The following is a 14,912-nucleotide window of genomic DNA, read 5'->3' as shown; positions in this document are numbered from 1 at the left end:
TTTATACCGTTTTTATCAGTCATTAAACAGTGTTTTCTGACTGTTATAAAGACTTCTTCCCAAATGTTTATAGGCAAGTTCGGTCACTTCACGTCCACGGGGAGTACGCTTCATAAATCCTTCTTTTATCAGGAAAGGTTCGTAAACTTCTTCAATGGTTCCCGCATCTTCTCCCAAAGCCGTAGCAATGGTAGTGATACCTACCGGACCACCTTTAAACTTGTCTATAATGGTGCAAAGTATCTTGTTGTCTATCTCATCCAGACCGTATTTATCGATATTCAGTGCTTCCAATGCAAACTGAGCGATCTCTGTATCGATAGAGCCGGATCCTTTCACCTGCGCAAAGTCACGTACCCGACGGAGCAATGCATTGGCAATACGAGGCGTTCCACGGCTACGGGAAGCAATCTCCGATGCTGCACGTACCGAACAAGGCACATCCAGTATGGATGCAGAACGACGGATGATATTGCTCAAAATATCGTCATCATAGTACTCCAAATGAAGATTAATGCCAAAACGTGCACGAAGCGGAGCTGTCAGCAAACCGCTACGGGTGGTTGCGCCAACCAGCGTGAAAGGATTTAAATCTATCTGGATACTGCGGGCCGAAGGTCCCTTATCAATCATAATATCGATGCGGTAGTCTTCCATGGCCGAATAAAGATATTCCTCCACCACAGGCGACAACCGATGAATTTCATCGATAAAAAGTACATCGTTCGGTTCGAGACTGGTTAACACTCCTGCCAGATCACCCGGTTTATCGAGCACCGGACCGGAAGTTACTTTAAAGCCAACTCCTAATTCGTTAGCGATAATATTCGAAAGAGTTGTTTTTCCTAATCCGGGAGGGCCGTGCAACAGCACATGGTCGAGTGCTTCGCCACGCAGACGTGCCGCCTTCACAAAAATGCGAAGGTTTTCCACCACCTTGTCCTGCCCGCTAAAGTCTTCAAAGCTTAACGGACGGAGTGCATTCTCGAAATCCCGTTCTTTTGAAGTAAGCTGATGTTCGCGTATGTTAAAATCTTCCTGTTCCATTTATTTCTTGAAAGTAGGAGACAAAGATAGAGATTTACATTCATTTTCAGTATAAGAAAGACGAAGATTTAGTTTATTTGAAACGCAATAACTACTTTTGCACTATCTATATACACGTTATCAACTATGGTTCTAAATTACATTTGGATAGGATTCTTCGTCATTGCCTTTATCATCGCTCTTATAAAAGTGATTGTTTTGGGAGATACGGAGATATTTACGGCTATCATGAACTCTACATTCGACTCCTCCAAAACAGCATTCGAGATATCGCTGGGACTTACGGGTGTACTGGCTCTTTGGTTGGGCATCATGAAGATTGGCGAGAACAGCGGATTGATTAATGCACTGGCCCGCTTTCTTAGTCCGGTGCTTTGCCGCCTGTTTCCGGACATTCCTAAAGGGCATCCGGTGTTAGGTTCCATCTTTATGAATATGTCTGCCAATATGCTCGGTTTGGACAATGCCGCCACCCCGCTGGGACTGAAAGCGATGAAAGAACTGCAAGAACTGAATCCGAAAAAGGATACCGCTTCCAATCCAATGATTATGTTCTTGGTGATTAATACCTCCGGCCTCATCATTATTCCGATCAGCATCATGGTATATCGTGCACAAATGGGGGCTGCACAGCCTACGGATGTATTTATTCCTATCCTGATAAGTACTTTCATTTCAACTTTAGTCGGAGTTATAGCAGTCAGCATCGCTCAAAAGATAAACTTAATCAATAAACCAATTCTCATTTTAATGGGTGTTATCTGCCTTTTCTTTTCGGGATTGATCTATCTGTTTCTAAGTGTATCGCGAGAGGATATGGGCACTTACTCTACACTGATAGCGAATATTCTGTTGTTCAGTGTCATCATCCTGTTTATTTTAACGGGAGTCAGAAAGAAAATCAATGTATACGATTCTTTTGTAGAAGGAGCCAAAGAGGGATTTACAACGGCTGTACGCATCATTCCTTATCTGGTTGCTTTTCTGGTAGGAATTGCAGTGTTCCGCACTTCGGGAGCAATGGATTTTCTGGTGGGAGGTATCGGCTATATAGTAGGTCTATGTGGGGTTGATACGAGCTTTGTCGGGGCCCTACCTACTGCACTGATGAAATCACTTAGTGGTAGCGGTGCAAACGGCCTGATGATCGATACGATGAAAGAACTAGGACCGGATTCTTTTGTCGGGCGTATGAGTTGTGTCGTACGCGGAGCTTCAGATACCACATTCTACATTTTGGCCGTTTATTTCGGCAGTGTGGGAATTACCAAAACTCGTAATGCGGTAACCTGCGGCCTGATTGCAGATTTTTCGGGTATCATAGCCGCTATCTTAATCAGTTATTTATTTTTCTTTTAAATCATAACATTCAATTATGGCTGTAACTTATCAAACAGAAGGCGTAAAAATGCCTGATATCAAGAAACGTGATACTACGGAATGGATAAAATCCGTAGCTGCTTCTTACGGAAAAAGACTCGGTGAAATCGCTTATATCTTCTGCTCGGACGAAAAGATTCTGGAGGTAAACCGTCAATATCTGCAACATGACTATTACACGGATATCATTACTTTCGATTATTGTGAAGGTGATCGTTTATCAGGTGACTTATTCATTAGCCTGGACACAATACGCACTAATGCGGAGCAATTTGGTACCTCTTATGATAACGAACTGCACCGTGTCATTATCCATGGGATTCTTCATCTTTGCGGTATTAACGATAAAGGACCCGGAGAACGGGAAATTATGGAAGCTGCGGAAAACAAAGCATTAGCTATGCGGCAAGTGTAAGCAAGCCTCAACAGCAAACGATTTCAAAAAGTTATCGATTTACTTAAACATACACTGTAACGCACGCTGTAACAAAGACGCCCCACCGTAATCACTACGGCGGGGCGCTTCATTAGCAATACGATGCTAATATTAACACTAAATTATTAAGAGAGAGATTTATTACTTCTTATCAGGAGTTGCTTCAGGAGTAACCAATTTCTTGATTGATTTCGTATTCAGATACAGGAAAGCCAAACGAGGAGTTCCTTCGTTCACTATCAACTGCAATGAATCCGATGTCAGGTACCCGATACGCTCACGAGTTTTGTACACTTCAACCTTTCCATCATCTTCCTTGCTGAATCCTTCCACAATCAGATAACCATTATCCACTTTCCACGTTTTCAAATCTAAAGACGGAATATTGATAGCAGAACACTTACCACCTTTCTTGAACTCAAATCCTTTCAACTCACCTGTAGACTTGTATGTATAAGGGTTGCACCATTTTCCGATAATCTGTTTTTCTACTTTCTTCTGTCCGTAGCTTAAAGCGAAACAAGACAGAGCCATAGCCGTAATCAATAATTTTTTCATCTTAAATCAATATTTATTTTTTTAGTAAATCGTATTTCTGATCAATTCCACGCTCTCGCAGATGAATACCCTCTTTCATCCAACGTGGTTCTTTTGTTCCTTTCAGGTAATAGTCAAAGAACTGCATCATCCGGATTGTCCAGTCTTTCTGTGCACCTCTTCCCAGTACGAAATGTCCTTCACCTTTGTAATTCAACAACCATGCAGGACGTTGTAAGCGACGCATAGCCAAATAAAGAGCACGTCCTTGTTCATATGCAACAGCCTCATCCTCATCATTATGTAATATCAACAAAGGTGTATGTATCTTATCAGCCTCCAAAATTGCTGAACTTGCCAGATACTTATCTTTTGCCTCCCATAAAGTCTTTCCCATACGACTTTGTGTTTCCTCGTACATAAAATATCGTGGCAGACCGCTTCCATTACGTATTCCTAAATACCCGGTCACCATATCCGTAATTGGAGCCGCTATATTGGCACAAGTGAAAAGATCTGTCTTTGTCACCAAATATGATGTTTGATAGCCAGACCAGCTATGTCCCTGTAAGCCTATTTTTCCGGGATGTGCTATCCCCTGCTCTATCAGATACTTTGTTCCGCTTACTACAGCATCATAACAACTCTGACCGGGAGTCCCAACCGTGAAATGCACATCCGGCATAAACACAATATAACCATTGCTAGCAAAATACATAGGATCCCCTAACGCACTACTCAACAAAGGTGCATGATAAATATTCAACTCACCGGAATGAGTTTCATAAAACTGCACCAACACCGGATATTCTTTTTGAGGATCATAATCTTCCGGAAGATAAAGCAACCCCTTATTTTCCTTATTCTCATAATTAGTCCACTTTATCAGTTTAACTGTACCCCATTTATAATCTGCTTGTTGAGGATTCGCATTCGTCACTTTAACGGGATTGGAGAAATCGGACTTACTCCACCACAAATCCCTAAATTCCGATACATTCTGACGATTCCAAACGCAATACTCATGATTGTCAGAAAAACGATGTATAGTATATACATAATTCCCCTCCATCAACTTTCTCAGACGGCCTTTCATATCAAGCTGATAGACACCCTCATCCATCGTATCTTTATCCCAAAGGCTAACTATAACTTTTTCGTCTTTCTGAAAAACATCCTTATCTATATTACTCGTCATTTTACGAATAGATTTGCCATGCCTGCGACCATATCCTTTAGTCAGGCACTCCGGCTGACGTTCTCCTGTCAAATCAATCTTCCACCAGTCATATGCATCGTACAGAAACACATTATTCCCGTCAGCCGTCCACCCTGCTATTCCATAAGCGGGAGCAGGAGCCGGTTTATCATAACTTTCCACGAACATTGGATAACCAATAACATCAGATATATTAACAACCTTACCGGTAGCACCATCAAACTTATTCCAGACTTGAGCAATCGGATCATACATTACTGCCCACTTGCCATTTACCGACCATTTGGGAGCTGTACGATAACTACGTCCGATCAACCGTTTTGCACCTGTATGCACATTCACTGAATATATATCGAACGGCAACCGATCCAACCACTCACGCTGCATCTTATAAGGAGATTCATCCGTGTAAAGCACATAGTTCAAATTCTCCGCTCCCGATGGTAAGAGTAAATCTACGGTAAATGGAGCAACTTCTGTGAGCTTCTTAGAAAAAATATCATAAATATACGTCACCGACTTATCCTGCCTATAACGTCCGCCCCTTTGTAAAGTCGGAACTTCCATTTCGTTCCACGTCCACAACTCTAATTCAAAACTCTTGTCCGGTTTCTTCTCCGATTCTTCCCTTCTACGGGAAATCTGCTGTGAGTCCCGAAGTTCAAGTATCAAAAAATTATGGCTTTTAGACAAGTCAATACGTCCGACAGACATACCATCAGGCAAAACAATTTCTTTCCGGTCAAAAAGCAAGTTACAACCCGGCTTCTTTAATGAAAAAGCATACCACAAAGAATCATTTACGCTAAACTCCCCAGTCATCTCTTTTTCATTAAAACTATAAGAAGAGGGTTCACTCTTTACAGAACTCTGATAAAGACTCTTATATGGACCGGCTAAAGGACCATAGCATAGCTCGTTCCCTTCAGACTTTCTACGAATGAAAAGAATAGAACGTCCTCCGTCATACAATGTATGATAGCCGATACTGTCAATATGAAAAGCAACTTCTGTCTTTAGATGACGTACCACCAGCCTGTTAAAAGCCGGAACATGATTCACCGTATCTTTCGGCACGTTAGTAACAGAGATTGAGTAAGGAGTCCCTTCTACAGGGCGAAAAGCCTCTTTATGTTTCCATTCGGTCTTTACTCCCGAAGGCAATGACAACAAGATCGTCTTCATCACTCCCGCCGAGTCCGCCTGCCGATAAAAAGCTCCCTGATCGTTATTATAAAACTCCAAGTGCTCTATATCACCATTCAGCAATATTTCTTTCCGTGTACGGGAATCGAATAAATGCAGAGGTTTTTCTTCCTTGCTATCCGGATTATATTCCATCAACGATATACGGTAAGTCACCCACCTGCCTGTCGGTGAAATATCCGGTGCATCAATACGTTTCCAAGATGTACACGCTTCTATATCCAACGGCCTCTTCTGAGCCTCAACAGACAGGCTTCCACCCAGCAACAAGCCCGCTATAATCCCTATATGTACAAATATCCGGTTCATCTTATCTTCTCCTGTCATCTTTAATCATATCCTTATTCAAATCAACATCAGAATCAGCCGAGTTGTCATGCAATAACAAGCGGGCAAAGTGACGCCACATTTTATGCTCGAAGAAGTCCTCAGACTCACCGAAGAATCCATGTGTACATTTCGGCAATACAAACATCTCGAAATCCTTATCAGCTTTAATCAATGCATCTACCAGACGCAATGTGTTAGCAGGATTTACAGTTTTATCCATCGCACCGGTAAACAGCAGCAAGCCGTGCTTATAATTTTTTGCCAACTCCTGATTCGGACGTACACGGACACTATAATCATATGTCGTACTTTCTACCCCCAAACTGTCTTTAGTCGTTTTCACCTTCTCATCCACACCGAAATGAATCTCTACAAAACCTTTATTATAAATGCGGTTGTCATGATTACCAGCCGATGAAACGGCAGCCGAATAGAAATCGGGATAAGTGCAAATGGCGGCAGCCGACATAAATCCTCCGCCGGAATGTCCGTAAATACCGACTTTAGTAGCATCAATAAACGGATAACGGGCAGCCAGTTGCTCGATAGCATATTTATCATCTGCCAACGGATAATCACGCATATTGTTGTAACCATAGGTATGATAAGCCTTTCCACGCATCGGAGTACCGCCCCTGTGCCCTACAGTGATTACAATGAACCCCAGTTGAGCCAAGCGGGTGTTATAAACATCATTAATCGTAAAACGTGTAGGCACATATTCGAAAAACGGTCCCGGATAAACATTCGAAATGATAGGATAAACCTTGGTCGAATCAAAATCAGCAGGTTTCCACATTACACCATACAAGTCAGTCACTCCATCGGCAGCTTTTACTTTAAAGCGTTCTGGTGCTTTCCACCCCATCTCATAGACAGGTTGCAAATCCGGCTTCTCCAGCGTCATGATAACCTTTCCATTCCGATTACGAACCACATTTACCGGTTCTTGCGAAACGGTAGAATAAGAATCTACCATATATCGGTAAGACGGGGAAATGCTTACCTCATGTGACGCATTCTCCGGTGTAAGCAGACGAACTGCATTCGGACGATCCAATTGAGCTTCATAAAGAATGTAGTAATAGGGATCAACGCCTTTTTCACGACCATAACCATAGAAATACATCTTACGCCCAATAGTATCAATCTTGGTAACCGGACCAGCCACCCATGTTCCATCGGTCAGTTGGTTCTTTAAGTTTCCCGTTGCCGTGTCATACAGGTAATAGTGTCCCCAACCATTACGTTCGGAGCGGAAAAGGATTTCTTTCCCGTCATTCAGGAAAGAGATATTACGCATCTGATAATCGAGATACGGTTTGTTTTCTTCATGAATCACTACGCGCACTTTTCCGGTTTCTACGTCTACCTCGCAAATATCCGACTGGTTCCATGAACGGTTATAACGTTGGAAATACAAACGCTTCCCGTCTTTTGACATATACAATATGTCAATATACTGATCAGGCCAGCGATTAATATCGATTTTCTTCACTTCACGGGTATCAACATCTCCAATCAATAATTCATATTGGGTAACATGTTTATCGCCTGCCAGTTCGGCTTTATAAGTTTTCAGTGTCGGATATGGAGTAGACAACGAATTGATTAACCATAAATCACGCACTTTCCTGTTATCCTCACGAACAGCATAGAAACGATGGCTACCCGGAATCCAATGAGTAGATTCGGCTCCGAAGCGTCCTTCCAGCTTACCCTCATCTTCACGGTTAAATGTATAGTTCGGCTCACCGTCCGTTGTCAGTTGTACAGGAATGGTATCTTGCCCTTTCTTCTGATTTCCGACAAAATACAAATTATCCTTGCTGGCATAAAGAAAGTAAAGACTATCCGGCGAATATTTCATCCAATACGGATCACTATTTCCATAAGATGGCTTCTCATTAAGTTGCTTCAACACTTTCGAGTAGATGTTGTAAATATACAATCCACGGTCGAAGTTTATGCGGATAGTTTCGTTATCCTTCATGAAAGTGAAAGACAGATATGGGTCTGCCGAAGAATAGGCTTTCTTGGTATATACTGCAATTTTACTCAATAATTCAGCCGTATCAAACAGAAGACGTTTTTCCTTTTTCTTCGGATTTACATAATAATACTTCTTTCCTTCACGTGTAGTAAACGAATAATAAAAACAGTCCGTATCGTTAATAAACGTTGGCTTGACTTCTGTTGAATACTTTATTATAGGATTCTGTTCCAACAGACGGAACTTCTCCGCTAACTTATAATTCGCTTTCTGCTGTGAGTTGGCAAAGCTACATATCAACAATGCAACCACCAGACACACATATCTAAAGAGAGAGTTTTTCATAAAATCTTATCTATTATCTTATTTCTTACGATTGATATCTCCCCAATAGTCTGCACGAGTATCACCCAGCAAATGTTTGGCAAAGAAACGGTACATCTTCTTCTCAAAATACTTATCGGCGGAGCCATATCCATGACCGGCACCCGGAATCACCAACATATCAAAATCCTTTCCGGCTTCAATTAATGCCTGAGCCATGCGATAAGTATGGGCAGGATTCACGTTCTTGTCCATATCACCAGTGACGAGCATTAAATGTCCTTTCAGATTCTTGGCAATCTCCGCATTCGACTTCACATTGAACTTGTATTCATACTCTTTTGTCTCATTACCCAAACTATCTTTTACTACTTTTTCCACTTCCTTCACGCCGTTGTAGCATTCTCCCCATCCACGATTATAGATATTGTTATCATGATTTCCGGAACAGGAGACAGCAGCTTTATAAAAGTCCGGATAAGTACAGATGGCTGCAGCAGCCATAAATCCTCCACCGGAATGGCCGTAGATACCGACTTTCTTACCATCAATAAATGAATACCTCCGAGTTAACTGCTCAATAGCATATTTGTCATCAGCTAAAGGATAATCACGCATATTACCATAACCAAACCGGTGGTATGCCTTTCCACGCATAGGGGTATCTCCTCTATGAGACACAGCAATTACGATAAAACCTAACTGCGCCAAACGGGTACAACATCTGTCTTCTAAAATAAATGAAGTAGGAACTTGACCAAAGTAAGGCCCCGGATATACCACAGAAATAATCGGATATACCTTAGTAGAATCAAAGTCTGCCGGTTTCCACATTACTCCATGCAAATCGGTTATATTATCAGCAGCCTTCACAACAAAACGTTCCGGTTTTTTCCATCCGGCTTTGTAGGCTAATTCAATATCCGGTTTTGCCAATTCAAGAATCTCTTGTCCCTTGTTGTCTTTCAACATGATTTTAGGTTCCATATCCACTCTTGAATAAGTATCAATATAGTACCTGTTAGACTTCAGGAATTTAACCTGATGCTGACCGTCTTCCGTACTTAACGGAGTCACTCCTTCCCTATCAATATGCACTTTATAGAGCATGTAATAAGATGGGTTAATATCTTTTTCCCTGCCATATCCATACAAATATACTGTTCGCCCCAAAGTATCAATAGAAGCTATCTGACCTGCCACCCACTCACCGGAAGTCATCACGTTCTTCAACTTTCCATTGCCATCATAATGATAGTAATGCCCCCATCCCGTACGCTCCGAACGAAAAAGAATATCTTTACCATCATTCAAAATAGCGACACTACGAGCATGCGGATCACGATACGGTTTGTCAACTTCGTGAATTATTTCTTTTACCTCCATTGTAGAAAGGTTGACAGAACATAAATCCACTTCATCCCATGTACGTTTCGTACGTTCAAAAAAGAGATATTTACTATCCTTTGTCACACACAAAGGATTTATGTATTGATCCGGCCACTTACTTATATCAGTTTTTCTTACGGTACGCCCAATCACGTCAACTATAACCAGTTCATTCTGGGTTACATTCTTATCACCAGGGAATTCATAACGATAAGTAGTCAGGGAAGGTCTGTCATCCAACGAGTTTATCACCCAAAAATCTCTAAGCAAACGTTCATCTTCACGTACTAAATAAAGATGCCTTGAATCGGGGCACCAACGGATATCAGACATGACTTCTCCTTCTTCGTCCGTTCCTCCATCATGCGCATAAGAATAATACCGAACTCCATCAGTGGTCAACTGCACTTCCGTCGTATCCATTCCCATCTCCCCATTACCTTTTACATACAGATTGTGTTTCTTCACATACACAAGATATTTCCTGTCTGGCGAATATTTCATCCATGAGTAACGGTCAAATAACGATCGGTTCTTTTCTTTCTTTTTCTCTACGATTTGATGTGTCAGGCGATTATATTCATAGTTCTTACCTTTATAAGAAAAAGAAAAAGAAGCCAGTTTTTCAGAAAACTTGATATCACTCAACTCCATTTTATTCCTGTCCACTACCCCTCTAGTAATCTGTGCTATTCCCGATGCCAGTTTCCCTTTATCAAACAACGGTTCCTTTAAGCGACGTTCAGGATCTACAAAATAATAATCCTTCCCGGCAGTCGTATGAAATTCAAACCAAAACTTATCTGTTCCATTGATTTCATTCGGCCAAAGATTTAGACTATTAACAGAAAAATTACCTCCTAAACCAAAAGCCTGAAATTCATTTACCAATTCATAGTTGGCCTGCTGTTGGGAAAAAACATACAGAAAGCCTGACCAAGCAAATAAGATTATAAATAGTATTCTTTTTCTCATATTCAAATAAACAAAGGAGAATCACATAAAGTATTCAAGACTCAATGCGATTCCCCGCATAATCTATATAGATCAAATTATTTTAAAGGTCAAACTGAACAAGCTGGTTAGCATTTCCTATTTTATATAGTACATCCACTATTTTTCCGAAATTATTATCTCCCTCCTTCTCACTTTCTTCATTCGGATATAATTGTTTTATATCTACATCATTAACCAATCCTGATTCTTGCTTGTCCTTCTCTTCTACCCCATATATAAAGAAACTTCCGTCTTCCAAAGCAACCCCTAACTGACCGTTGTAAACTCCATATTTTGGATACAAATATATATCATTAGATGAAAGAGAAATCACCTTCTTGTCAAATGTATGAATCAATTTTGGAGCAGATGCCACACCTTTCACGTATTGGCAATACCACAATTCATTCCCCATTGCAATAATAACATACTGTTTTTGTTCAAATACAGCCATATCTGTATACTCTTTATTATTCAACGACGTCAAGTCATTTTCATAATAATCATATATATCCCATTTTTTATTTTTCATTCTGAAATAGCGCAATTGATAAGACATATCGTTACCCTTCATCAAAGCAACCCATGCTTGCATCATATCGCCACTCACATTAACTGACGCAGTTTTCATTGCTACAATACTTTCATCACGCATATTCTGAAAGTTCTTAGCATCCTCTCCTTCAAATTCAACTATTTCTCCGGTATCCTTCACCGTATTATCATAAAATGTCGGGTCATTGGAACTATTCTTCACCCCACCTCCATTTCGAATAATTACCAATGAGTTATCCTCTTCACGAAGAGCCAGAACCGCATCCATATTTCTGTCCTTAAACTTCTGTACAGGATATAAGGCACTGAACTTAGTATAATTCCATAATGGGATAGACATATAAGCTCCAGCATGAAAATCATTCGCAACCGGCTTCGTGTGCATATAGATATATCCATTCTCATCGCGAATAAATTTTGCAGAGTAAGACATGGCAGCTTCTACAGGTTTGAAGCCTCCTTCCGGCAAATCCCCATAAAACTCATCCTCTGTATACACTTCATGCTCCAAAGTATTACCGTTCAGCTCCACCCAACGATCTTGCATCACTACCAGTTCATCATATACAGTCTCTACCTGCCCGAAAGTACTGGGATAACCTAAATGCTCAAAGATACCTTTAGGATTAGTTCCCAAATCTTTGACTAAATACTTTTCAACAGAATGATATGCGATAGAATCACGTACCACCTTCTCACCCCAGATATTCACAGTTTCTGACACACCATACAGGGTCTTAATCTTGATAAATGAAAGTGTTGACTTTCCATCTACATCAGACAAAACCACCCATCCTCTCTGATAAGGAGAACGAACCAAAATGTCAGTTGAAGCAGAGTACTTAACACCTGTTTTATTGTCGATGACAGAAAATGTGAGTTCAAACAATCCTATCTTATGAGAATTGAAAGTATACGAAGGCGCTTTTACATTCAACAATTCTCCGTCCAGTCTCCATTCGTAGTTCACATCCGGGTCTGTTTTATCAATTGTAAACTCAAACGTAGGTGTTATAACCAAGTCTTCATCTATCCCAACACTATAGTTTTTCTCAATATTACTAATAGTGCCTTTCAATTCATTAATCGGTGTATAATCATAATTGTTTTTATCATCCAGGCAACTGCAAATACTACTCAATAAAAGTAGCGATAAAATATAAACTGTTATCTTTTTCATACTTCTTCCGTTTTTTAATTATCCGGCAACAGGAATCTCCATTTTACCATACTCATCACTCATCGGTTCATCCGGATGTTGAGTATTATAATCTTTAATTCTATTTTTCAAACGCAGTGCATATTTACGCAGTACAAACATGTCTTTCCCGTCAAATACCATCGCGTCTTTTTTCAATTCTTCCAAAAACATTAAATATTTCTTCTCCGAATACCTCCCCAAATACCATTCTTCAACAATGTTGTAGGGATTATTTACATCACCGTCATTTCTAGTCCACCACTCAGGTGCAAACAATAAATTAGATACAGAAATAATGGCACGTGAATAAACACTCGGACCTTGACGAACCTCACCACCGTCATTCACTTGCAACGTCAGCAGTTCAGCTTTTGTATCCAATTTCTCGTAATACTTCAAAACCACCAATATTTCTCCGGTTAGTTCTCCTGCTTTAATCACGCATTTCTCTGGCAATTCATATTGGGCAGCAGGCAAAGTTGTTCGTTCCGGATCTACACTGACCGTAAACTCCAAATCCTTATCCTGTACTTTTCCAGAAATGGTAACTCCTAATAATATATTTGCATTTTCACCTTCATTATAAAACTTAAAAGATACACCAGTTGTATCTGTTGTCATATTTTTCTCAAATGCAATATATGACACATCATTTGTATGGGTCAGTAATCCCTGCTCCTCACAAGAAGTAAAGAAGGAGACTCCTAACAATATAATGACTATATAAAAACTTATTCTTTTCATATATTTTCTATCTTTCAAAATTTAAATATTGCTTTCCGAATCAGGCAATGGCATCACCAAATATTCTTCAATCGCCGGATATTCAACGGATTGCTTTTTATCCGATCCTTCCAAATTCCGTTTCAGGCGCTTGTATAAAAAGAAAGTCTGTCCTTCGCCAATAAACTCGCGACGAGCGTCATTAACAATCAAATTAATAAAGTCTTGCTTCGTACCCGATTTGCTAAGGTCAGGAGAGCTAATACCTCTTCCTTGCTTCACAATTTTAAGATATGTCTTGGCCAATTCCTTATCCGTATCATAAATAGCCTCTGCAGCTATATAATATACTTCAGACATACGAATCATAGGAACCATTGTACTATTCACTTTACCAAAACCAGAACCTTCATCTTGTTTTTTGTATTTTAATGAACGATAATAAGAAGAAGTATTCGGCCCTAACTGATACTTAAGACGCCAATCTTTGCCACTCTCGTTTTCAAAAAACTTCGTTACCATGGCATCACTCAAAGCCAGGTACTTTTCATCATCCGGTTTAGTAGTATTATCACTTGCATGATTAATCTCCAAATCCCAATCAGTCTGATCTGTAGAGTATAATGCAAATATAATGTCTTCATACATCTTTATATTCCCATTCTCTATATTCAGAGGTCCACTATAACTACTTGTTACTGCCCTGTAGTAACCCTTATCAGCATTAATATCTATTAGTAATTTCGCAGCTTCATATGCCTTTTCCGGTTGTCCTGCATACAAGTAAACACGAGCCAGCTCCGCAGTTACAGCATGATAATTAAGATGGAATCCTCTGTACCAAACAAAACGCTCCTCGCCGGAAGGTGACTTAGTAAAACGGTTAGCTGAAGTAAACTCGGATGACTTATCCACATCCTTCAAAATCTTTTGTGCTTCTACCAAATCAGCGATGATGCGTTCCAAACAGTAACTGACTGTTTGTCGGTCGGCCAGATAAGATGGATATTTGTCCACATAAGGAATAAAAAGTCTGTCTCCCGGATTCATTGCCAAAGACGGCGCATATATACGTAACAAATCAAAATGCATATATGCCCGTAAGGCAATAGCCTCTCCTAAAATCATATTTTTCTCCTGCGTACGTTTGTAGAACAGCATTGTATCTTCCTCTGCCACCTGCTGTGCAAGATTATTACAATTGGCTATAATATTCCACGCTGCGCTCCACATAGCATCTGTTGTAGGAGTCAGTTCAGAGTTCTTATACAAGAACTGAGATAATTTCTTCATAGCTTTACCACCACCTCTGTCGGGAGCTTTGTCCAAGTCGTATACCTGTCCCCAGCTATCTATCAGCCCCCAACTCAGATTACTACCATATAAATCGAAAGTCGCCAACTTTCGGTATATACCGTTCAGAGCTGTACGGTAGCCGTTTCCTGTCTCAAACAAATATTCTTCCTTTATCTCATCCGCGGGTCTCACATCCAGCCAGTCACTACAAGAGCTGAGCGAGATAGCTGCTAGACATGACGCAAATATTATAGTATATATCTTTTTCATTTTTTCTTCT

General features: G+C 40.4%; 10 protein-coding genes. 2 read left to right on the top strand and 8 right to left on the bottom strand.

The genetic code is table 11. From position 1 onward, the window contains the following. Positions 1 to 15: 15 nt before the first annotated feature. Positions 16 to 1,047: a Holliday junction branch migration DNA helicase RuvB gene (gene ruvB, locus H8796_RS05985; protein WP_004298040.1), complete on the bottom strand. Its 1,032-nt coding sequence runs from the start codon at positions 1,045 to 1,047 to the stop codon at positions 16 to 18. A gap of 126 nt (positions 1,048 to 1,173) precedes the next feature. Between ruvB and H8796_RS05980 the strand changes: the two genes are divergently transcribed. Together H8796_RS05980 and ybeY are read left to right on the top strand one after the other, a co-directional pair. Then, entirely contained in the window at positions 1,174 to 2,406 is a 1,233-nt protein-coding gene (locus H8796_RS05980) for a nucleoside recognition domain-containing protein (protein WP_117933481.1), read from the top strand. A 16-nt stretch (positions 2,407 to 2,422) separates the two neighbouring features. Continuing rightward, a complete protein-coding gene (ybeY, locus tag H8796_RS05975) occupies positions 2,423 to 2,842 on the top strand; it encodes an rRNA maturation RNase YbeY (protein ID WP_117933479.1) in 420 nt (139 codons plus the stop codon). A gap of 162 nt (positions 2,843 to 3,004) precedes the next feature. On the opposite strand, the gene H8796_RS05970 is transcribed toward ybeY, so the two are convergent. The 7 genes from H8796_RS05970 to H8796_RS05940 form a co-directional block, all read right to left on the bottom strand. Beyond that, positions 3,005 to 3,421: a lipocalin family protein gene (locus H8796_RS05970; RefSeq protein ID WP_117933477.1), complete on the bottom strand. Its 417-nt coding sequence runs from the start codon at positions 3,419 to 3,421 to the stop codon at positions 3,005 to 3,007. Between the two features lie 13 nt (positions 3,422 to 3,434). Beyond that, on the bottom strand, positions 3,435 to 6,152 hold the full coding sequence (locus H8796_RS05965) for a prolyl oligopeptidase family serine peptidase (RefSeq protein ID WP_117933475.1): 2,718 nt from the start codon (positions 6,150 to 6,152) through the stop codon (positions 3,435 to 3,437). After that, positions 6,136 to 8,493, bottom strand: coding sequence for a DPP IV N-terminal domain-containing protein (locus tag H8796_RS05960; protein WP_117933473.1), 2,358 nt, complete (start codon positions 8,491 to 8,493; stop codon positions 6,136 to 6,138). The genes H8796_RS05965 and H8796_RS05960 overlap by 17 nt, the downstream gene beginning before the upstream one ends. 18 nt (positions 8,494 to 8,511) lie before the next feature. Next, positions 8,512 to 10,836, bottom strand: coding sequence for a DPP IV N-terminal domain-containing protein (locus H8796_RS05955; RefSeq protein ID WP_117933471.1), 2,325 nt, complete (start codon positions 10,834 to 10,836; stop codon positions 8,512 to 8,514). An 82-nt stretch (positions 10,837 to 10,918) separates the two neighbouring features. Continuing rightward, positions 10,919 to 12,592, bottom strand: a complete 1,674-nt coding sequence (locus H8796_RS05950) for a PKD-like family lipoprotein (protein WP_117933469.1) — start codon at positions 12,590 to 12,592, stop codon at positions 10,919 to 10,921. 18 nt (positions 12,593 to 12,610) lie between these two features. Further along, positions 12,611 to 13,357, bottom strand: a complete 747-nt coding sequence (locus tag H8796_RS05945; protein ID WP_117933467.1) for a DUF4843 domain-containing protein — start codon at positions 13,355 to 13,357, stop codon at positions 12,611 to 12,613. Between the two features lie 21 nt (positions 13,358 to 13,378). Next, positions 13,379 to 14,902, bottom strand: coding sequence for a RagB/SusD family nutrient uptake outer membrane protein (locus tag H8796_RS05940; RefSeq protein ID WP_117933465.1), 1,524 nt, complete (start codon positions 14,900 to 14,902; stop codon positions 13,379 to 13,381). Between the last annotated feature and the right edge of the window lie 10 nt (positions 14,903 to 14,912).

Source organism: Bacteroides sp. M10 (genome assembly GCF_014334015.1).
Classification (GTDB): Bacteria; Bacteroidota; Bacteroidia; order Bacteroidales; family Bacteroidaceae; genus Bacteroides; species Bacteroides intestinigallinarum.
The sequence above is the reverse complement of the archived record's forward strand: the minus strand, read 5'-3'. Positions and strand labels throughout refer to the sequence as shown.

What these genes read in the sequence shown, in the direction of transcription:
- ruvB (WP_004298040.1), bottom strand. Translation starts at nt 1,047, where the DNA reads ATGGAACAGGAAGATTTTAACATACGCGAACATCAGCTTACTTCAAAA.
- H8796_RS05980 (WP_117933481.1), top strand. Translation starts at nt 1,174, where the DNA reads ATGGTTCTAAATTACATTTGGATAGGATTCTTCGTCATTGCCTTTATC.
- ybeY (WP_117933479.1), top strand. Translation starts at nt 2,423, where the DNA reads ATGGCTGTAACTTATCAAACAGAAGGCGTAAAAATGCCTGATATCAAG.
- H8796_RS05970 (WP_117933477.1), bottom strand. Translation starts at nt 3,421, where the DNA reads ATGAAAAAATTATTGATTACGGCTATGGCTCTGTCTTGTTTCGCTTTA.
- H8796_RS05965 (WP_117933475.1), bottom strand. Translation starts at nt 6,152, where the DNA reads ATGACAGGAGAAGATAAGATGAACCGGATATTTGTACATATAGGGATT.
- H8796_RS05960 (WP_117933473.1), bottom strand. Translation starts at nt 8,493, where the DNA reads ATGAAAAACTCTCTCTTTAGATATGTGTGTCTGGTGGTTGCATTGTTG.
- H8796_RS05955 (WP_117933471.1), bottom strand. Translation starts at nt 10,836, where the DNA reads ATGAGAAAAAGAATACTATTTATAATCTTATTTGCTTGGTCAGGCTTT.
- H8796_RS05950 (WP_117933469.1), bottom strand. Translation starts at nt 12,592, where the DNA reads ATGAAAAAGATAACAGTTTATATTTTATCGCTACTTTTATTGAGTAGT.
- H8796_RS05945 (WP_117933467.1), bottom strand. Translation starts at nt 13,357, where the DNA reads ATGAAAAGAATAAGTTTTTATATAGTCATTATATTGTTAGGAGTCTCC.
- H8796_RS05940 (WP_117933465.1), bottom strand. Translation starts at nt 14,902, where the DNA reads ATGAAAAAGATATATACTATAATATTTGCGTCATGTCTAGCAGCTATC.